Origin of the sequence: Streptomyces sp. WMMC500 (assembly GCF_027497195.1) — a bacterium.
GTDB lineage: Bacteria > Actinomycetota > Actinomycetes > Streptomycetales > Streptomycetaceae > Streptomyces.
Genome location: NZ_CP114905.1, coordinates 417,524 through 438,078, shown reverse-complemented (window position 1 = coordinate 438,078; position 20,555 = coordinate 417,524). Strand labels below are relative to the sequence as shown.

Here is a 20,555-nt window from a genome sequence, read left to right as displayed (position 1 = left end):
GCCGTCCTCGGCGCGCCCGCGGCGGGCCGTCGTAGCAGGGTGATGCCATGACCACTGCGCACTGGCTGTTCGGTGACCAGCTCGGCCCGCACTTCCTCACCCGCGGCGAGGAGGGCCCCGCAGGTGATGCGCCGCTGGTGATGATCGAGGCCCGGTCGGTGTTCCGCCGGCGGCGCCTTCACCGGGCCAAGGCCCACCTCGTACTCTCCGCGATGCGCCACCGGGCGGCGGAGCTGGGCGACCGGATTCACTACGTGCGCGCCGAGACCTACCGGGAGGGACTGCGCGAGGCGGCAGGCGACAGCCCGGTCACCGTCCACCACCCCACCTCCCGGGCCGCCCTGCGCCTGGTCCGCTCCCTGGAGTCGGTGCGGGTGCTGCCCGCGCGCGGCTTCCTGCTGCCGCACGGCGCCTTCCGCGCCTGGGCCGAAGGACGCAACGGCAGGCGGCTGCGGCAGGAGGACTTCTACCGCTGGGTGCGCCGGGAGCTGGACCTGCTCATGGACGGCGGTGCCCCGGCCGGCGGACGCTTCAACCACGACCACGCCAACCGCGAACCTCCGCCGAAGGGCGCGCGCACCCTCGGCGCCCCCGCCCCCTACCGCCCCCGCGAAGACGACCTGGACGAAGAGGTACGCGCCGACCTCGACCGCTGGGAGCACGAGGACGGCATCCGCTTCGTCGGCCGGGACGGACCGCGCCGCTTCCCCGCCACCCGCCGCGAGGCCCTGGCCGCGCTGCGCCGTTTTACCGAGCACCGGCTGGAAGGCTTCGGCCCGTACGAGGACGCCATGCTCGCCGACGATGCGGTGATGAGCCACAGCCTGCTGTCCTCGTCCCTCAACCTCGGCCTGCTCGACCCCGCCGAGTGCGTGGCCGCGGCCGAAGACGCCTGGCGCGCCGGGCGGGCGCCGGTGCACAGCGTCGAGGGCTTCGTCCGGCAGATCGCAGGCTGGCGCGAGTACGTGTGGCAGCTTTACTGGCACTTCGGCGAGAGCTACCGTCGCCGCAACGCACTGCGCCACCACACGCCGCTGCCCGGATGGTTCCTCGAACTCGACGCGGACGCCGTCACCGCCCGCTGCCTGGCCACCGTGCTCGGGCAGGTGCGCGACTCCGGCTGGACCCACCACATCCCGCGACTGATGGTGCTCGGCAACTTCGCCCTGCAGCGCGGCTGGGACCCGCGCGAGGTGACCGACTGGTTCCACCGCTGCTTCGTCGACGGCTACGACTGGGTGATGCTGCCCAACGTCATCGGCATGTCCCAGTACGCCGACGGCGGCCGCATGACCACCAAGCCCTACACCTCCGGCGGCGCCTACATCCACCGCATGAGCGACCTGTGCCATACCTGCGCCTACCGCCCCGGCGACCGCACCGGCGACCGGGCCTGCCCCTACACCACCGGGTACTGGACCTTCGTCCACCACCACCGCACCCTGCTCACCCGCAACCCACGCACCAGCCGCGCCGTCCACACCCTCGACCGGCTCGCAGACCTGGACGAGGTCCTGCGCACCGGAGAGCAGGGTGAAGACCCGCCCTGACGGTGCATCTGCGGGGCGGCGGTCCCCCGAAGTAAGCGCACGGCGGGATGCGCGGTCCCGCCGCGGAGAGGAGCACGATGGGGGCCCTCGGGCACCCCGCGCCTCACATGTCCGTCCTCCTGGCCAACCACGGCCTGCTCTCGACCACCGGCTCTCCTCCCTGGCGCACGGTCCGCGGCGGCAGCCCTCGCGTTACCGCGTCCTGCCCTGGGAGAAGGGCAGCGGCTTGATCACCCACGCGGACCCCGCAGCCCGGTCCTCGAACACCTCGCAAGCCGGGGGTTCGAGGTCCTCACCGCCCGGTGACAGGGCCGCGCCCGAGATCGCGTCGCCCGCTGACCACCCGCCGGAGGCCGGCCGGCGGCGCCGAGCAGGTCCTCCGGCCCTCTGCCCGCAACCCGGCCGCGCATCAGCCCGCGGGCGGAGCCCCAGCCGTCGTGGCGGCGGCTGGAGCGGCCGCCGACGGCCGTGCGCGCTCTCAACTCGGTCCGCGGGACCTCGGGCGCCGCCGGAAGTGAAGCTAGCGACCAGCACAGCCGTACACCGGATCGCCGCGGGCAAGTCGGGTCCCGTCGGCGCCGTGGAAGCCCCGTCGCCGCGGGGGCGGCCGGTTCGGCGCCGCGGTCGCGGCGCGCGGCGAGCCGGGCAGCCGACGCACGGTGCCGTGAGCAGCGGTCAGGCGAGCCGGTCGGTCAGCGCCTCGCGCGCCGCGAAGCGCCTCGCGCGCGCCGCGATCCGCGGCGTCAGCAGCGACTCAGGGGGGCGGTTGAGTGACAGCACCGCGAAGAACGCCTCGGACACCACCGGGTCGGTGTTGGCTGCAGCCACCACCCGCGACATGTAGCGCTGCTGCATCCTGCCCAGTGGCCCCGGCTTCGGCCCGTCCGTGCTCGGGTATCGGGCGTCCTCGCCCGTGGCGATCATCCAGGCGCCGCGCACGCACTTCGCCACGGCTTTCTGCAGCTCCGGTGCGCGTGCGGGGACCTCCGCCGGCCTGAGCGCCGCGATCCGGGAGGCGATGGCCTGCGCCTGCATCGCCGCGACCGTCATCCCGTGCCCGTAGACCGGGTTGAAGCGGCACAGGGCGTCACCGATCACCAGCAGTCCCCGGGGCCACCGCCTCGCCCGCTCGAAGTGCGTCCACTCGTTCGCCGTCGCCCGGAAGGCGACCGCGTCCGACAACGGCTCCAGACCCGCGAGCGCCTCTGCCAGCTCATCGGTGCGCAGCGATGCGGCGAAGGCGAGCCAGTCCTTCTCCTCGACCGGTGGCTGGTGTTCAGCCTGCCCCAGCAACGTGACCAGCCAGCGCCCGCCTTCGATCGGCACGATCACCCCGCCGCGCGGAACATCGGGGGTGCCCTGCACGTACATGGCCTTCCAGGGGCCCTCGGCGGCCGGGCGCCGGTAGTAGCGCGAGGAGTAGCCGAGGTGCGCGTCGAACCTCTCCGTGACCGGCGCGGCGTGACCGAGTTCGACCAGCCACCGGGTGGTACGGGAGCTGCGGCCGGTGGCGACGACCACCAGGTCCGCGTGCACCGTGGACTCCCGGCCGTCCTTGCCACGCTCGCGCAGCCGTACACCGGACACCGCGGCCGCCCCGTTTCGCCCGGGCACCAGAGCGGTCACCTCATGGCGGGGCATCCATGCGATCGCGGGATGGTCGTCGATCCGGCGCCGTAGGGTCGCCTCCAGCAGTTCGCGCGAGGCGGAGAGGTAGTGCGCTCCCGGGACGTCGGCGAACCACCTGGCCGGAGAGAGCCAGCGCATCTGATCAGGGGCGCGCACGACGGTGGCCCCGGCGGCTTCGAGGTCGGTGACGACCCCCGGTAAGAGCGCGTCCACCGCGGCCTGCCCGCGGGACCACAGGACGTGCACATGTCGCGACTGCGGCACCCCGGACCGGAACGCGGGCGCCCCGTCGGCGAACTCATCCCGCTCGACCACCGTCACCCGCTCAAAGCTGCTCGCCAGCACGTGAGCGGCGAGCAGACCGGAGACCCCGGCTCCCACCACCACCGCATGGCTCATCGCGTCGACCGCCACTTCACACCCTCTCGCCCCCGCGGATTGCGCCCCGCCTCATCATCCGACACGCGAAAGGCGACCGACAGGGCGCGTCCGTGGACACGGGCGCCGGAGCCGGCACCCGGGCGCCCCGTCGTCGACGCGGCGGCGCGGCGTTCCGATCGGGTCCGCGCCCTGGCACGGGCGCGCCGCGCTGTCCGTCGGCCCGGTGCAGATCGAGCCGCCACTGCCCGCTCCGCCCGTCTCCTCGCGCGATGGTGGCGCCGGTGTACCTGCGCGAGCACACCACTCTGGCGAAGATCGCCGCCGGTTTCGGCATCAGCGAGTCCACCGCACACGCCTACACCAGCACGGTCGTCGACCTTCTCGCCGCACGTGCACCGGGCCGGTCCATCGGTCGACTTGCCGGCTCTGGGGGTTACCCCAGCCTCCACCCCAGGTTCGACAGCGGGGTCAGGCCCCTGCCGCCGGCGCGCCTCTACGGTGAGCTTCGGCTCAGTGAAGCGCCAGGTTGGAGCGGTGCACGTGATCACTATTCCGCAAGAGAAGTCCCTGATGGGTGTGGCCGTCGACGAGATGGACGTCCTCGGCGCACCGGACGCGGACCTCGCGTCGCTGAAGCAGCTCGTCTACACCCACAAGATCGTGGTGCTGAAGAACCAGAAGCTGGACCCGGCCGACTTCGTGGCGCTGGGCAGGCGACTCGGCGAGGTGGAGACCTACTACCAGCCGATGTACCACCACCCCGAGCACCGGGAGATCTTCGTCTCCTCCAACGTGAAGAAGGAGGGGGAGCAGGTCGGCGTCCCGCAGACGGGGAAGTTCTGGCACCACGACTACTCCTTCATGCCGCGCCCGTTCGGCCTGACCCTGATCTATCCCCAGGTCATTCCGCGCGGAGAGCGCGGCACCTTCTTCATCGACCTGGAGAAGGCGTACGAGGAACTTCCGGAAACGCTGAAGAACGAGATCGCGGGCAGCCGCGTCATGAACAGCGTGCGGCGGTACTTCAAGATACGGCCGACCGACGTCTACCGTCCGATATCCGAGATCATCGCGGAGATCGAGGAAACGACCCCGGGGGTCGCCCACCCCACCGTGTTTCCGCACCCGGTCACCGGCCGGCCGGTGCTCTACATCAGCGAAGCGGTCAGCTACCAACTCGTGGACGGCGACGGCAAGGCGCTGCGCGACGGGCTGCTGGAGGATCTCTTCGAGGCGTCCGGCCAGGCCGACGCCACCTTCACCCACCCCGGCATCCACCTGCAGCGGTTCGACGAGGGGGACCTGCTGGTCTGGGACAACCGCAGCCTGGTGCACCGCGCCCTGCACACGGTCAATCCCGAGCCCACGGTGTCCTTCCGTGTGACGGTCCACGACGAGTACGAGTTCTACCCCGGTATCGGGCAGCCGTGACCGTCGGCGACGACGCATTGCTGGCACGCGTTCTCCGGGTCTACAAGCCCCACTGCCGGTATCTGGGTTCTGCCACCGTGACGGCCAAGGGAGATCCGGTGGACGAGGGCGGGCGGATCGGCGTACGCGGCAGCTTCCACATCCCCGAATCCTGCTACATCGACGACACCGGGCACTTCAACGCCGTCGAGTTCAACATCTGCTACAACCAGATGGTCTACCTCCTCATGGCGAAGTCGGTCCACGAGCGGCTGACGCGATCCTTCGCCGGCTGGTCCCTGGACGACTTCTGGGCGCGGCAGTTGGAGGACATGTTCATCGTCGACTTCCACAGTTCCTTCCGCCGGTCCATGCGCGGCCGCCGTTTCTGGGGAGAACTCGACGTCGTCGAGGCGTTCCAGGGCGACTGGGGAAACGGGCCGTTCCTGTTCTTCCGTACGACGTGCCGGTTCGGCGAGACGGAGGAGGTCGCCGCACACGGCAAGGTGCTGGTCGCCGTGAAGGCCCCCGCCGGCGCCGCGGGCTCCGCCGCCCCGGCGGTGGAGCCCGTCCAGACCTGACCACGGATGACACGGGAGTACGGACATGTCCACACCCCATGCGGAGCCCATCGCCGTCGTCGGTATCGGCCTGCGGTTCCCCGGCGGCAACACCACACCCGGTGGATTCGCCGAGTTCCTCCGCGACGGGCGCTCCGGCCTGCGGCCTCTGCCCACCGACCGGTGGGACCCGGTGGACGCGGACCAGGACGGCCCCGGAGCCCCGGGCGTCATCCGGTGCGCGCAGGGCGGGTTCATCGACAAGGTGGACCACTTCGACGCGAAGTTCTTCAACATCTCGCCGAAGGAGGCCGATTACGTCGATCCCCAGCACCGGGTTGCCCTGGAGGTCGCCTGGGAGGCGCTGGAGGACGCCGGCATCGACCCGGTCCCGCTGCGCCACGGCACCGGCGGCGTCTACATGGCCGTCAGCAACGTCGACTACGTCGGGGAGATGTCCGCGTACTCCGTGGACGAACTGAACACCTACATGGCCACCGGGGCGACGTTCAGCGCGCTCTCCGGCCGGCTCTCCTACTTCCTGGGCTGGCGCGGTCCCTGCATGACGGTGGACACCGCCTGTTCGGCGTCCCTGGTCGCGGTGCACCTCGCCGCGCAGGGTCTGCGGGCCGGCGAGACCGACCTCGCGCTCTGCGGCGGGGTCAACACCATCCACAGCCCGCGCCCGTACGCCATGGCCAGCAGCGGAAACATGCTCGCCCCCGACGGCGTGTGCAAGACCTTCGACGACGCGGCCGACGGCTACTGCCGCAGCGAGGGCTGCGGCGTCATCGTGCTCAAGCGGCTCTCCGACGCACGACGCGACGGCGACCGGATCTACGCCCTCGTGCGCGGCTCCGCGGTGGGCCAGGACGGCGAGAGCAGCTCCCTCATGGTGCCCAACGGCACCGCCCAGGAGCGGCTGATCCGCACGGCCGTGGCGAGCGCCGGTCTGGAGCCGGGAGACGTCTCGTACGTCGAGGCCCACGGCACGGGCACGCCGCTCGGCGACCCGATCGAGATGGGCGCCCTGGGTGCCGTGTTCGGCGACTCGCACACCCGCGAGAACCCGCTGGCGGTCGCCTCTCTCAAGACGAACATCGGGCACATGGAGTCGGCCGCGGGGATCGGCGGCGTCATCAAGACCGTTCTGCAGATGCAGGAGGGCGCGCTCTATCCGCACCTGAACCTCGACACTCCGTCCCAGCGCATCCCCTGGGAAGACCTCCCCGTCACCGTCCCCACCGAGAAACGCCCGTGGACCGCCGACACCCGGCGGGCGGTGGTGAGTTCGTTCGGCCTGACGGGCATCATCGGTTCGGTCGTACTCGAAGAAGCGCCCCCGGAAACCCCCGCCGGGCCGGCGGCTCCCGCCCCTCCCGGCGAGGCACACGTCCTCACTCTCTCCGCGCGGAGCCCCGGCGCGCTGCGCGGGCAGGTCCAGCGTTACCAGCGACTCCTGCGCGACCGCCCCGAGACCGACGTGGCCGACCTGTGCCACGCCGCCGCCACCGCCCGGGCCCACTTCGACCTGCGCACCGCGGGAGTCGTCCGCGACCACGACGACGTCGCCCGGTTCCTCGACAACGCCCTGACCCGCTCCACCCGGCCGGGCCGGCCGTCCGCCGCCCCCCAGGTGGCGTTCCTCTTCTCCGGCGGCGGCACCCAGTACGTGGGCATGGGGCGGCCGTTGTACGAGCGATTCGCCGCCTTCCGCGAGCACCTCGACGCCTGCGACCGGCTGTTCACGCCGCACCTGGGCCGGTCGATACGGGACATGGTGCTCGGCGACGCGGACGACGCCGAGCTGATCCACCAGATCCGGTACATGCAGCCCGCGCTCTTCGCGCTGGAGTACGCCGTGGCCCGGCTCTGGCTCTCCTGGGGCATCCGGCCGTCGGTCCTGGCGGGCCACAGCATCGGCGAGATCGTCGCCGCCACTGTCGCCGGCCTGTTCTCCCTCGACGACGCCGTCACCCTCATGGCCGCCCGGGCCCGCCTCATGGACGCCTCGCCGCCCGGCGCCATGGCCGCCGCGGAGGCGTCGCCGGCCGAGGTCGCCGACCTGCTGGCGGAGCACGACGACCTGTCGGTGGCCGCCGTCAACGGCGCCCGGCAGATCGTCCTCTCCGGCGGCAAGGCGTCCCTGGAGAGCGTCGAGGAGGCCCTGGCCGGGCGCGGGGTCAAGACGCGGCGGCTCGCCGTGTCCTGCGCCTCGCACTCGCCGCTGATGGCCGAGGCCACCGAGGAGCTGCGCTCGGTCGCCGGGGGGCTCACCTTCCACCCGCCCGAGTTCACCCTCGTCTCCAACCTGACCGGCCGGGTCGCCGACCCCGCAGAGCTGTCCACCCCTGACTACTGGGCCCGCCACCTGCGCGAGCCGGTGAGGTTCGAAGAGGGCGTACGCGCCGTCGCCGAGCGGGGCCGGCACGCCTTCCTGGAGGCCGGCCCGGCGAGTGAGCTGATCGGCATGGGCAAGCAGGTCCTCGACGCACCCGGTGATCACCTGTGGCTGAGCAGCCTGCACGCCGAGGACGCCGACGGCACCGTGGCCCGCCAGTCCCTCGCCCAGCTCTACGCCGCCGGCGTCCCCGTGTCCTGGGCCGGCTACTACGGCGACCGCCCGCCCACCCGGCTCACGCTGCCGACGTACGCCTTCGACCGCCGCCGGCACTGGCTCCCCGCCCCGGGCGGCGCCGACGCGGCCCGCGGCGGTGGCGGCGTACACCCCCTCCTCGGCCGCGAGGTCTCCACCGACGAGCAGCGCGCCGCCGGGATACGGACGTTCTCCACCCGGCTCGACGCCCGCCGGCCCTATCTCGCCGACCACAAGGTGATGGGCCGGGTCGTCTTCCCCGCCGCCGGCTATGTGGAGACGGTGCTCGCGCTCCAGGACGCGGTGTACGGCGAGACGAGTCTCCCCGTCACCGGCGTGACCATCCACGAGGCACTGCTCCTCCCCGACGAGGGCACCGTCGAGCTGCGCACGCGGCTGCGCACCGGCCCGGGAGAGCCCGCGGAGGTGGAGATCGTCAGCCTGGTGGAGAGTGAGGACCCGGGCGCCGCGCCCCTCGAACGGCGCCACTTCACCGCCACCGTCGACGCCGACGGGCTCGCGGACACCGGCGCCGCGGCCGGACTCGACGAGACGGCACGGTCCCTGCACGTCCTGGCGGACCGGGCGGGCGAGCCCCGCTCCCGGCGGCCGGCCGACGACCTCTACGCGGACTTCGCCGAGCTGGGCGTGGAGTACGGCCCGCACTACCAGGGCGTACGGAGCATCGACAGGTACGGCGACCACCTCGCCGTCGGCGATCTGCGCGGCAGGGAGGCGACTTCGGCGGAGCACCTGCCGCCCGCCGTCCTCGACGCCGCACTCCAGACCCTCACCGCGCTCGCCGCCGACGACACCCTCGCCATGCCCGTGGGATTCGGCCGCTGCCGGCTGCTGCGGAAGCCCCGCGGCCACACCCTGCGCAGCGTCCTGCGCACCACCCCGCCCGCCGCCGGTGAGGAAGGGGAGCTGCCCACGGTGGATCTCCTGATCCTGGACGGGGACCGTACGGTCTTCGTCCTGGAGGGCCTCACCCTGCGGCGGGTCGCGAACGCCGCCCCCGACCGCGACCGGATGTACGCCGAGGTGCGGTGGGTCAAGCGCTCGCTGCAGACCGGCGCGGGCGAGCCGCGCCGGGTGCTGCTCGTCGGCGCCCCGCCCGCCGGCCTCGACGCCCTGGCCGGGCCCGCCAAGGAGCGCGACGTGACCCTGTCGGTCGCCGCCACCACCGCCGAGGCCGTCGCGCTCCTGCGGAAGCGACCCACCGACGTGTGCTGGTTCTGGCGGCCGCCGCAGGAGCCCGGGGAACCGCTGCCCGCCGAGTGCGAACGCAACTACCGCGACCTGCTGGCGCTGCGCGACGCGCTGGAGGAGACGGGGTTCGGGCAGGCGCAGCGGCTGTGGCTGGTCACCGAGGCCGGCCAGTGGGTCCCCGGCGACCGGCCGGAAGGACCGGACGGTGTCGGGCAGGTGCCTCCGGCGGCCGCCACGCTGTGGGGGTTCGGGCACGTGATGTGGACCGAGTACCCGTCGTACGGCGTCACCCTCGTCGATCTGCCGCGACCGGCCGCGGACGGCGCCGACGCCGGCGCCGGTTATCCGTGGCTGCTGGACGAGTGGACCGCCATGGACTCCGCCGACTTCCAGGTGGCCTACCGCTCGGGGGTGCGGCACGTGCGCCGCGTGTCCACCGAGCTTGGCGGCCCGCGCACCGAGGTCGAGCTGGTCACGGGGGACGGGCAGATCGGCGTCGTCGCGGTGCCGCTGGCGGAGGAGCCCGCTCCCACGGGCGGCCGGACCCGTGTGCGGGTCCACGCGGCGGGCCTGAACTACGTGGATGCGGCGAACGCCCTGGGGCTGCACCGCGCGGCCGAAGAGGTCCCGGATGCGCTGGCGGAGCTTCCGCTGGGAATGGAGTGCGCGGGCGTGGTGACGGCCGCCGGGCCCGACGCCGCGTTCCGGGTGGGTGACGCCGTCGTCGCGGCGCACCTCGGTGTGCTGCGCCGGGAGGTGACGGTCGAGTCGGAGACCGCGGTCCGCAAGCCCGCGCGGCTCGGCTTCGCCGAGGCCGCCGCTCTGCCCATCGCGTACCTCACCGCCCACCACGCGCTGCACGACCTGGCGGGGATGCGGCGCGGCGACCGGGTCCTGATCCACTCCGCGGCCGGCGGAGTCGGCCAGGCCGCGGTGCGGCTCGCGCAGCGGGCCGGCGCGGAGGTGCTGACCACCGCCAGCCCGCAGAAGTGGTCGCTGCTGCGGGCCCAGGGCATCCGCCACGTCATGAACTCCCGCACGCTCACCTTCCCCGACGAGGTGCTGGCCGCAACGGACGGCCACGGCGCGGACATCGTGCTCCACAGCCTCGGCGGCGACCGCGTCGAGTCCAGCCTCCGCTCCCTCGGGCGCGACGGCCGCTTCGTCGAACTGGGAAACGTCGGCACCTGGACTCCGGACGAGATCCGCCGGGTCCGGCCCGACGTCGCCTATCACACCTTCGACTTCATGCACTTCACCGCCGAACAGCGCCTGCGGCTGATCCGGGACGTGCTCGGCCCCGTCATGGAGCTGACGGACGCCGGGGAGCTGACCCCCCTCCCCACCACCGTCTACGCCGTCGACGAGGTCGACGAGGCGTGCAGGGCGATCGGCCGCGGCACCAACGTCGGCAAGCTCGTGGTCGGTTTCGACGACTGGCTCGGCGCCGAACCCCCGCCCGCGGCACGGCCCGCCCACATCGACGCCGACCACACCTATCTCGTCACCGGCGGGTTCGGCGCGCTCGGCCGCCTCGTCGCCGAGCGCCTCGCCGCCCTCGGCGCCCGCCACATCGCCCTGCTGGGCCGGCACACCCCGGCGGACGAGGATCTCGCCGCCCTCCGGGCCCGCCTCGGCCCGGACACCGAACTCGTCGCATACGCGGCCGACATCGGCGACGCCGGGGACGTGGAGCGCGTGTTCACGGACCTGCGCGCCCGGGCGTGGCCGCTCGGCGGCATCGTGCACGCGGCGGGCACACTGGCCGACGCGCCGGTGGCGGCGCAGACCTGGGAGAGCATCGACACGATATTCCGGACCAAGGTGTACGGCAGTTGGCTGCTGCACCAGGCCGCTCTCTCCCTCCCGGAACTGCGGTTCTTCATCGGCTATTCGACCGTGACCTCGATCCTCGGCAACGGCGGCCAGGCGAACTACGCGGCGGGCAGCGCGTTCCTCGACACCCTGATGTGCCGCCGCCACGCCGCCGGGCTGCCCGGGACGAGCGTCAACTGGGGCGCCTGGGGGGAGATCGGCCTGGCCGCCGCCGCGGACGCGCAGCACGCCGCGAACGTCGAACGCCAGGGGTTCACCTTCTTCCGGCCGGCGGCCGGGATCCGCGCCCTGTTCCGGTTGCTGGAACGGCCGCCAGCCCAGGTCACCATCGCCGAGGTCGACTGGGACCGTTTCGCCGCGACCCGTCCGCAGCACAACGCCCTCTACCAGAAGGTCGTACGCGGCCCGCGGCGCCGGACCGCCGACGTCGACCCGGACGCCCTGCTGGCGCTCCCCCCGGCCGAGCGGCGGGAGACCGTCTCCCGTGTCCTCCGCGGGCTCATCGCCGACCTGCTGCACTACGACAGCGCCGACGAGGTGTCACCCGACGCCCGCTTCTTCGAGGTGGGCCTGGACTCCCTGGCCGCCGTCGAGTTGAAGAACGCGCTGGAGCTGTGCTTCCGCCTGCCGCTCTCGGCCACCAGCATCTTCGACCACCCGTCCGTCTCCCAGCTCGCGACGTTCGTCGACGGGCAACTGACCGCCGCTGCCGGTCGGGGGAACACCGCGGGCGGCGACAACACCGAGAGCACGAACGGAGACACGCGATGAGCCATGCCACGGGAACCTCCGTCCGGCTCCCCACCATCGCCGCCACCGCGGCCCACCACGCCGGGGTCCGCCCCGACGCCGTCGCCGTCGAGTGCGCCGGCCGCCGCGTCACCTTCCTCGACCTGCACCGGCGCAGCAACCGTACGGCCCACGCACTGTCCGCCGCGGACGTCACCGCCGGCTCCCGCGTCGCGTACCTCGCCCAGGACACCGAGCACTACTACGACCTCCTCCTGGCCTGTGCCAAGACCGGCGCCGTGCTGGTCCCGGTCGACCCGCGGCTCACCCCGGGCGAGATCGAGCACGTACTGCGCGACTCCGGGACCGTCCTGCTGATCACCGACGCCCGGCGGCTGCCCGGTGTCGAGGGGATCCGCCCCGCGCTCCCCGCGCTGCACACCGTGATCGGCCTCGACGAGGACGCGCCGCACGGCGGCTTCCCAGGCTGGACCGCCGGCCACCCCGCCACCGATCCCGCCCCCGACGCCGTCCCCGGACCCCGTCAGCCGCTGACGCAGATCTACACCAGTGGCACGACCGGCGCGCCCAAGGGCGTGGTGCTCAGCCAGGGCAGCTACTGGGCGATCAACGACCTGCTGGCCCGGCACCGGCTGGACTGGATCGACTGGCACGCGGACGACCGGGTCCTGCACGTCCTGCCGGGGCACCACATCGGCGGCCCGTGGTGGTTCCTCCAGGGCTTTCGCGCCGGGGCCGTCAACGTGCTCGGGCAGGGCTTCGAGGGCGGCCGGACCCTCCGTACGATCCGCGAGGCCGGCATCACGACCACGCTGATGGTGCCCTCCATGCTGCAGGTCCTCCTTGACGAACCGGGCGTCGGCCCGGCCGACTTCGCGGGTCTGCGCAAGGTCGTCTACGGCGGCTCGCCGATGCCCGAAGCGCTGCTGCGCAGGTGCCTGGAGATGATGGGCTGCGAGTTCGCGCAGATCTTCGGCCTCACCGAGACCTGCGCCTCCGCCCTCTGCCTCCCGCCGGCCGACCACGTGCCCGGCGGGCCCCGCCTCACCGCCGCCGGCCGGGCCTACCCCGGCGTGGCCGTCCAGGTCGTGGACCGCGCCGGCGAGCCGCTGCCGGCCGGCGAGGTCGGCGAGATCCTGCTCGACACCCCCGCCGTCATGGACGGCTACTGGAACCGTCCCGACGACACCGCACGCACCCTCGTCGACAGTTGGCTCCACACCGGCGACGCGGGCTTCCTCGACGAGGACGGCTACGTCCACGTCCGCGACCGCATCAAGGACGTCATCCTCGTCGCCGGCGAGAACGTGTACCCGGCCGAGGTCGAGAACGCCCTGGGCAAGCACCCGGCCGTGGCCGAGGTCGCGGTGGTGGGGGTGCCCGACCGGGTGCGCGGCGAGGCGGTCCGGGCGTACGTCCTCGCCCGGCCGGGGGAGCGGCCGACGGCCCGTGAGCTGACGACGTTCCTCAAGGACCGGCTCGCCGACTACAAGAGCCCCACGGACTACGCCTTCGTGGACACCCTGCCGCGCACCGCGAGCGGCAAGATCCTCCGCCGCGAGCTGCGCGGCCGTGCCTAAGGAGACCGGACAGACCATGGACGAGCGTACGGACCGGCCGGGCGGGCCGGATCTTCTGGAACTGCCGTTGCCGAAGCCGGGGGAGTGCCCGTTCGGGCCGCCGCCGGAGATGGCCGGGCTGCGGGAGCGGACGCCGGTGGTCCGGGTGAAGTGCCCGACCGGCCTGACGGCCTGGTTGGTCACCCGCTACGACGACGTGCGCGAGGTGCTCGGCGACGCGGAACGCTTCAGCAGCCGCGCCGGCCAGGCGATCCACCTGATGGCGCACGCCGATCCCGAGCGGCCGGTCGGCGAACTGGAGTTCTCGCGCATGGACGGCGCGGACTACCAGCGCTTCCGCCGGACCATCGGCCCGGAGCTGTCCACCGCCCAGCGCATGGCGGAGCTGCGGCCGATGGTGCAGGCCCTCGTCGACGAGCGGCTCGACACTCTCGCCGTCGCGGGGCCGCCCGCCGACTTCTACGCCGACTTCGCCGTCCCCGTCACCACCGCCGTGATCGGCGGGCTCGTCGGCGTGCCGTACGCCGACCGGGAGCTCTTCCACAACGCGGCGGCGGTGATGTTCAGCGGCGCCACCAGCCGGGCGGACGTGCTGGCGGCGATGCGTCCGCTCCACGAATACCTCTTCAAGATGGTCGTGACCCGCCGCGCGACGCCCCTGGACGACAGCCTCAGCCGCATCATCGCGCGCAGCGAGGCGAGCGAACGCCCGTACACCGACGTGGAGCTGGTGGGGATCTGCGCCGCCCTGCTGGTCCCCGGCTTCGACACCAGCGCGACCGTCATGGCCCACGGCCTCCTCACCCTGCTCGCACACCCGGGGGAGCTGGCCCGGCTGCACGCGGAGCCGTCGCTGATCCCCTCCGGGGTCGAGGAGATCGTGCGCTTCCTCGGGGGCGCCCCGGGCATCGTCCGCCAGGCGACGCGGGACACGGAGATCGGCGGCCACCCCGTCGCCGGCGGCGACTACGTCGTTCTCGCCATGCAGGCGGCCGATCGCGACACCGAGGCGTTCCCCGACCCCGACCGGCTGGACGTGGGCCGGCGGCCCAACAACCATCTGGGCTTCGGCTACGGCACGCACCAGTGCTTCGGCCAGCAGACGGCGCGGCTGGAGCTGACGATGACCCTGGAGACCCTGCTGCGCCGCGTCCCGTCGCTGCGCCTCGCGGTGCCGCTGGAGGACGTTCCGTTCAAGACCGGGAGCATCGTGTACGGACCCGCCGAGGTCCCGGTGACCTGGGACGCCGTTCTTCCCGCGGAAGTGGCGGGATGACGGGGGACGCGGAGGCGTGCCGATGAGGATCAGCGTCGACACCGCCAAGTGCGTGGCCTCCGGCATGTGCGCGTTCGTGGCGCCCGAGGTCTTCGACCAGAGGGCGGAGGACGGCGTCGTCGTGATCAGGATCCGGGACCCGCCGGAGGACCAGCTCGACGCGGTGCACGAGGCGGCCGTGAGGTGCCCCGCGCAGGTGATCGACGTCGAGTAGCCCGCCCCGGGAGCCGCGGGTGACGTGGTCCGCCGACCTCGCCGAGCGTCCGCGCTCCCGTCTCCGCGCTCCATGTCACCGACGGGAGTCTCTTCCGGTGTCTGCCAACGAACAACAACTGCGCGACTACCTCAGGCTGGTGACCGCCGACCTCCGCCGGACCAGGCAGCGCCTCGAAGAGGCGGAGGCGAGCCGGCACGAGCCCGTCGCCGTGACCGCCATGGCCTGCCGCTTCCCCGGGGGAGTGACGTCCCCCGAGGACCTGTGGCGCCTCGTCGCCGACGGCGCGGAGGGCCTGTCGCCCCTGCCCGCCGACCGCGGCTGGGACCTGCACACGCTCTGCGACCCCGACCCCCTGGTGCCCGGCCGGACGTATCTGCGCGCCGGCGGATTCCTGGGCGGAGCGGGCGACTTCGATGCCGAGCTGTTCGGGATCTCGCCCCGCGAGGCGCTGGCGACGGATCCGCAGCAGCGGCTGCTGCTCGAAGTGGCGTGGGAGTCGTTCGAACGTGCCGGCCTCCCGGTCGGCGAGCTGCGCGGGGAGCCCGTCGGCGTCTTCGTCGGGGGGACGCCGCAGGAGTACGCGCCACGCCACGGTGACCCGGCGGCGCGGGACCTGGAGGGCTACCTGGCCGTCGGCACCACCACGAGCGGGATGTCGGGCCGGATCGCGTACGCCTTCGGACTGCGCGGCCCCGCCCTCACCGTCGACACCGCCTGCTCGTCCTCGCTGACCGCCCTGCACCTCGCCGTGCAGGCCCTGCGGCGCGGCGAGTGCACCATGGCGCTGGCCGGTGGTGTCACCGTCATGTCCTCGCCGAACTGGATCGTCGACCTCAGCCGCCAGCAGGCGCTGGCCGCCGACGGCCGCTGCAAGCCGTTCGCCGCGGCGGCCGACGGCTTCGGCCCCGCCGAGGGCGTGGGCGTGCTGCTGCTGGAGCGGCTGTCCGACGCCCGGCGCCACGGCCACCCGGTGCTGGCCGTCGTACGGGGCACGGCGGTGGGCCAGGACGGCGCGAGCAACGGCCTGACCGCCCCCAACGACGAGGCGCAGGAAGAGGTCATCCGCGCCGCCCTGGCCGACGCCCGGCTCTCCGCCGCCGACGTGGACGCGGTGGAGGCCCACGGCACCGGCACCAGGCTCGGCGACCCGATCGAGGCCCAGGCGCTGATCGCCGTCTACGGCCGGGGGCGGCCGGCCGGACGGCCGCTGCTGCTGGGAAGCGTGAAGTCGAACATCGGCCATACCCAGGCGGCGGCGGGCATGGCCGGAGTCATGAAGACGGTCCTGGCGATGCGCCACGCGGTAGTGCCCGCGACGCTGCATGTCGATGCGCCGTCGCCCCATGTGGACTGGGCGGCGGGGGTGCTGGAGCTGGTGACGGAGGCGAGGCCGTGGCCGGAGCGGGAGGGGCCCCGGCGTGCGGGGGTGTCGTCGTTCGGCATCACCGGCACCAACGCGCACGTGATCCTTGAGGAAGCCGGGGAGGAGACACGCGAAGCGGGGCAGGCCGCCGCGCCGGGGGAGCGTCCGTCGTACGCCGGCACCGCCGCCCCGGCCGCCGTCGTCCCGTGGATCCTCTCCGCCCGCGACGAGACCGCGCTGCGGCAGCAGGCGGTCCGGCTACGGGAGTTCGCGGCCGGCACGGAACCGTACCCCCGCCCCGTGGACGTCGGCTGGTCGCTGGCCCGTACTCGTACGCCCCTGGAGTACCGCGCGGTTGTCGTCGGTGGTACGCCGGCGGAGCTGACCCACCGCCTCGGCGCCGTGGCCGCCGGGGCCGAACAGCCCGGCGTCGTCGGCGGTGTGGCGCGTAGCGACGCCGCCGGCGTGGGCCTGCTGTTCGCCGGGCAGGGCGCGCAGCGGCCGGGCATGGGCCGGGGGCTGTACGAGGCGTTCCCGGCGTTCGCGGCGGCCTGGGACGAGGCGTGCGAGATCCTCGACAAGCTGCTGCCCGGCCCGCTGAACGACGTCGTCTTCGGCGCGGACGAGGAGATCCTGCGCCGCACCGAGTGGGCGCAACCGGCCCTCGTCGCCCACGAGGTGGCGCTGTTCCGGCTGGTGGAGTCGTGGGGCGTCCGGCCGGGTCTGATGGTGGGCCACTCGGTGGGGGAGATCGCGCTCGCACACGTGGCCGGCATCCTCTCCCTGGAGGACGCCTGCACGCTGGCGGTGGCGCGCGGCCGGCTGATGCAGGCCCTGCCCGCGGGCGGCACCATGGTCGCCGTGGCCGCGCCCGAGGACGAGGTCGCGTCCGCCCTGGCCGGCCACGAGGACGCCGCCGGCATCGCCGCCGTCAACGGCCCCCGCGCGGTGGTCGTCTCCGGGGCGCAACCGGTGGTGGCGGCCATCGCCCGGCGGTTCACGGAACGCGGGGTGAAGACCCGTCCTCTGCGGGTGAGCCACGCCTTCCACTCGCCGCTGATGGAGCCCGTTCTGGCGGACTTCCGCGCGGTGGCGGAGGGCCTGCGGTTCCACGCGCCGCGGATCCCGGCCGTCTCCACGCTGACCGGCCGGCGCGTCGGCGCGGGTGACCTGGCGTCCGCGGACTACTGGGTACGGCACGCGCGGGAGGGCGTGCGCTTCCACGACGCCGTACGCGCACTGGCGGCCGAGGGTGTCCGGCACGCGCTGGAGATCGGGCCCGACGCCACGCTCAGCGCGATGGCCTCCGAAGCCCTCGCGGACCCCGAAGGCGTGGTGTTCTGCCCGCTGGGCCGTGGCGACCGCCCCGAGCCGCTGGCCGCCGTCGAGGGGCTTGCCCGCGCCTGGTGCGCAGGCGTCGACGTCGACTGGCAGGCCGTGTGCTCCGGCGGTCGCCGCGTCGAGCTGCCCACGTACGCCTTCCAGCGGCGGCGGTTCTGGCTCCGGCCCGCGCCGGGAGGTGCGGCGGCGGCCGCCGGCCTCGGGGTACGCGCCGCCGGCCACCCGGTGCTCGGTGGCGCGGTGGACACGGCCGACGGCCGGGGCGTGGTCCTCACCGGCCGGCTGGCGCGGTCGGCGCAGCCCTGGCTGGCCGCACACCGCGTGGGGGAGCGGGCAATCGTGCCCGGCACGGCGTTCGTCGACCTGGCCTTGCGCGCCGGTGACGAGGCCGGCTGCGGCCGGCTGGACGAACTCACCCTGCACACCCCGCTGGTCGTCCCCGAACACGGCGGCGTGGAGCTGCAGATCGTGGTGGACGGCGCGGACGCCGGGGGGCGGTGCCCGTTCGACCTGTACGCCCGGCCCGACGGTGAGCCGAAGGCGCCGTGGACTCGGCATGCCACGGGCGTGCTGGCGCAGGCCGCGCCGTCCCCGCCCGCCGACCTCACCGCATGGCCCCCGCCCGGTGCCGAGCGCCTCGACCTCACCGACTGCTACCCACGTCTCGCCGCCGCCGGCCTGCACTACGGGGCCGACTTCCAGGCCCTGCGTGCCGTCTGGCGGCGCGACGACCAGGTGTTCGCCGAAGCCGCCCTGGCCGCGGACGTGGACGTACGGGGCTTCGGTCTCCACCCGGCGCTCCTCGACGCCGCACTCCACCCCGTGGTCCTCGCCGGCATGGTGGCCACCGACGGCACACCGGCCCTGCCCTTCTCCGTCGAAGGGGCGGAACTCCTCGCCACCGGCGCCACCACGCTGCGCGTCGCGCTCACCCCGGTCGCCGCGGACGCGGTCTCCGTGACCGTCGCGGACGGGTCCGGCCGGCCCGTGGCCACCGTCGCCTCCCTGACGTTCAGGAACGCTCCCGCCGAGGGCGCCGGCCACGCCCCGGCCGCCCGGAACTCCCTGTACAGGGTCGCGTGGGAGCCCGTCCCCGGCGAGCCCGCCCCCGCACCCGAACCCGTACGCGACCCCGATCTCGTCGTCGCCCGGCTCGACGAGGACACCGACGTGCGGGGAGCCGTACATCAGGCCCTTTCGCTCGTACGCGGCCGGCTCGGCGCGGAGGTGCCCGCCGCGGAGCGGCTGGCGATCGTCACCCGCGCCGGCCTGCCGGCGCACGCCGCGGCCGAGGGGCTGATCCGCTCGGCGCAGGCCGAACACCCCGGCCGGTTCGTGCTGGTGACCACCGACGGCGACCCCGCGGGGCACGCCGACATCGCGGGGAGGGTGACAGCCGGCGATGAGGACCACGTTCGCCTGCGCGACGGTGCCGTTCTCCGCCCGCGCCTGGTCCGGGCCGGCTCCGGGAACACAGCCGGGCCCTCGCCGCTGGCCGGCGACGGCACCGTGCTCCTCACCGGCGGGACGGGACACCTGGGCCGGCTGCTGGCCCGCCACCTGGTGACCCGCCACGGCGTACGGCGTCTGCTGGTGGCCGGACGGCGCGGGACGGGCGCCGAGGGCGTCGAGGCGTGGGCGGCGGAGCTGACCCGGCTGGGAGCCAGGGTGCAGGTGGTCGCCTGCGACGTGGCCGACCGCGCCGCGCTGGCGCGCCTTCTCGCGGACATCCCGGCGGAGTTCCCGCTACGGGCTGTGGTGCACGCCGCGGGCGTGGTGGACGACGCGGTCGTCACCTCCCTCACGGACGAGCAGGTGGACCGCGTCCTGGCGCCCAAGGCCGACGCGGCGCTCGCGCTGGACGAACTCACCGCCGGGACGGACCTGTCGGCGTTCGTGCTGTTCTCCTCGGTCGCGGGCGTGCTCGGCACTCCCGGTCAGGGCAACTACGCGGCGGCCAACGCCTTCCTCGACGCGCTCGCCGCCCGCCGCCGTGAACGCGGCCTGCCCGCGGTGTCGCTGGCCTGGGGCCCGTGGGCGGAGACCGGTGGTATGACGGCCGGGCTGAGTGCGGCGGACCGGGCCCGGCTGGGCCGGTGGGGCCTGCGCGGGCTCGGCACGGAGGAGGCTCTGGCGCTGTTCGACGCGGCGCTGGCCCGTTCGGGGGCCAACGAGGCCGGTGGGGCCGCCCTCGTACCCGTCCGGATCGACTCGGCTGCCCTACGGGTCCGCGCGGCGGCCGAAGGCGGCATCGCGCCGTTGCTGCGGTCCCTCGTCCCCGCTCCGGCCCGGCGCGCCGTACCCGCACCTGACGCGGCCGCCCCGCCCGGCCCGGAGGATGTGGCACTCGCCCTCGCCGGCGCCTCCGCCGACGAACGCCGCCGCGTTCTCCTCGACCTGGTGCGTACGCACGCGGCCGTGGCCCTCGGCCACGGCGGGAGCGACGCCGGGGCCGCTGCGGTGGAGGGGGCCTTCCGCGATGCCGAACGGCCCTTCCGTGACGCCGGGTTCGACTCCCTGGCTGCGATCGAGCTGCGCAACCGCCTGGTCGCCGCAACCGGTGTGCGGCTCACCGCCACGGCCGTCTTCGAGCACCCCAGCCCGGCGGAACTCACCGATCACCTCCTCTCTCTCTGGGACGCCGCGAAACCCCCTGACCTGCGCTCCTCGTAGCCTTAGCACCCCATCCGGCTGCCGCCCAGCCCCGGGATGGCTGGGGTCTGGCCGGGGGTGTGCACCGGGGTGGGCGGCTGGTACGGGTGCACAGAATTTGTTCGTCCCTGCAACGACATCTGTTCGTCCCTGCAACGACGAGACCGCGACGGTGCGGCGGCAGAGCCACGGCACCGGTGAC

Annotated in this window: 9 protein-coding genes and 1 pseudogene; 9 read left to right on the top strand and 1 reads right to left on the bottom strand. The window is 73.9% G+C overall.

Annotated elements, in window-relative coordinates; genetic code table 11:
- Window positions 1-47 precede the first annotated feature (47 nt).
- Window positions 48-1,550 carry a cryptochrome/photolyase family protein gene (locus tag O7599_RS01755; protein ID WP_281620273.1) on the top strand — a complete coding sequence of 501 codons (1,503 nt, stop codon included), beginning with the start codon at window positions 48-50 and terminating at the stop codon, window positions 1,548-1,550.
- A gap of 675 nt (window positions 1,551-2,225) precedes the next feature.
- On the opposite strand, the gene O7599_RS01750 is transcribed toward O7599_RS01755, so the two are convergent.
- Window positions 2,226-3,593 (bottom strand): FAD-dependent oxidoreductase, encoded by a 1,368-nt coding sequence (locus O7599_RS01750; protein ID WP_281620272.1) that lies wholly within the window; start codon window positions 3,591-3,593, stop codon window positions 2,226-2,228.
- A gap of 215 nt (window positions 3,594-3,808) precedes the next feature.
- On the opposite strand from O7599_RS01750, the pseudogene O7599_RS01745 reads away from it, so the two are divergent.
- From O7599_RS01745 to O7599_RS01710, 8 genes and pseudogenes are all read left to right on the top strand, one after another.
- A pseudogene (locus tag O7599_RS01745) lies at window positions 3,809-3,961 on the top strand (transposase family protein); the annotation flags it as partial.
- Window positions 3,962-4,130: 169 nt separating this feature from the next.
- On the top strand, window positions 4,131-4,991 hold the full coding sequence (locus O7599_RS01740) for a TauD/TfdA family dioxygenase (protein ID WP_281620271.1): 861 nt from the start codon (window positions 4,131-4,133) through the stop codon (window positions 4,989-4,991).
- The gene (locus tag O7599_RS01735) at window positions 4,988-5,551 is read left to right on the top strand and encodes an FcoT family thioesterase (RefSeq protein WP_281623244.1); all 564 of its coding nucleotides are present in this window, start codon (window positions 4,988-4,990) and stop codon (window positions 5,549-5,551) included. The genes O7599_RS01740 and O7599_RS01735 overlap by 4 nt, the downstream gene beginning before the upstream one ends.
- A gap of 25 nt (window positions 5,552-5,576) precedes the next feature.
- Entirely contained in the window at window positions 5,577-11,945 is a 6,369-nt protein-coding gene (locus O7599_RS01730; RefSeq protein WP_281620270.1) for a type I polyketide synthase, read from the top strand.
- On the top strand, window positions 11,942-13,504 hold the full coding sequence (locus O7599_RS01725; protein ID WP_281620269.1) for a long-chain-fatty-acid--CoA ligase: 1,563 nt from the start codon (window positions 11,942-11,944) through the stop codon (window positions 13,502-13,504). The genes O7599_RS01730 and O7599_RS01725 overlap by 4 nt, the downstream gene beginning before the upstream one ends.
- A 16-nt stretch (window positions 13,505-13,520) precedes the next feature.
- Window positions 13,521-14,780 (top strand): cytochrome P450, encoded by a 1,260-nt coding sequence (locus O7599_RS01720; RefSeq protein ID WP_281620268.1) that lies wholly within the window; start codon window positions 13,521-13,523, stop codon window positions 14,778-14,780.
- A gap of 22 nt (window positions 14,781-14,802) precedes the next feature.
- Complete coding sequence (locus O7599_RS01715; protein ID WP_281620267.1) at window positions 14,803-14,994, top strand: ferredoxin; 192 nt, start codon at window positions 14,803-14,805, stop codon at window positions 14,992-14,994.
- Window positions 14,995-15,091: 97 nt separating this feature from the next.
- Window positions 15,092-20,374, top strand: coding sequence for a type I polyketide synthase (locus tag O7599_RS01710; protein WP_281620266.1), 5,283 nt, complete (start codon window positions 15,092-15,094; stop codon window positions 20,372-20,374).
- Window positions 20,375-20,555: the final 181 nt, after the last annotated feature.

Excerpts from the sequence above, each read along its gene's own strand:
- O7599_RS01725 (WP_281620269.1), top strand. The coding sequence starts at position 11,942 with ATGAGCCATGCCACGGGAACCTCCGTCCGGCTCCCCACCATCGCCGCC.
- O7599_RS01715 (WP_281620267.1), top strand. The coding sequence starts at position 14,803 with ATGAGGATCAGCGTCGACACCGCCAAGTGCGTGGCCTCCGGCATGTGC.
- O7599_RS01730 (WP_281620270.1), top strand. The coding sequence starts at position 5,577 with ATGTCCACACCCCATGCGGAGCCCATCGCCGTCGTCGGTATCGGCCTG.
- O7599_RS01720 (WP_281620268.1), top strand. The coding sequence starts at position 13,521 with ATGGACGAGCGTACGGACCGGCCGGGCGGGCCGGATCTTCTGGAACTG.
- O7599_RS01740 (WP_281620271.1), top strand. The coding sequence starts at position 4,131 with ATGGGTGTGGCCGTCGACGAGATGGACGTCCTCGGCGCACCGGACGCG.
- O7599_RS01755 (WP_281620273.1), top strand. The coding sequence starts at position 48 with ATGACCACTGCGCACTGGCTGTTCGGTGACCAGCTCGGCCCGCACTTC.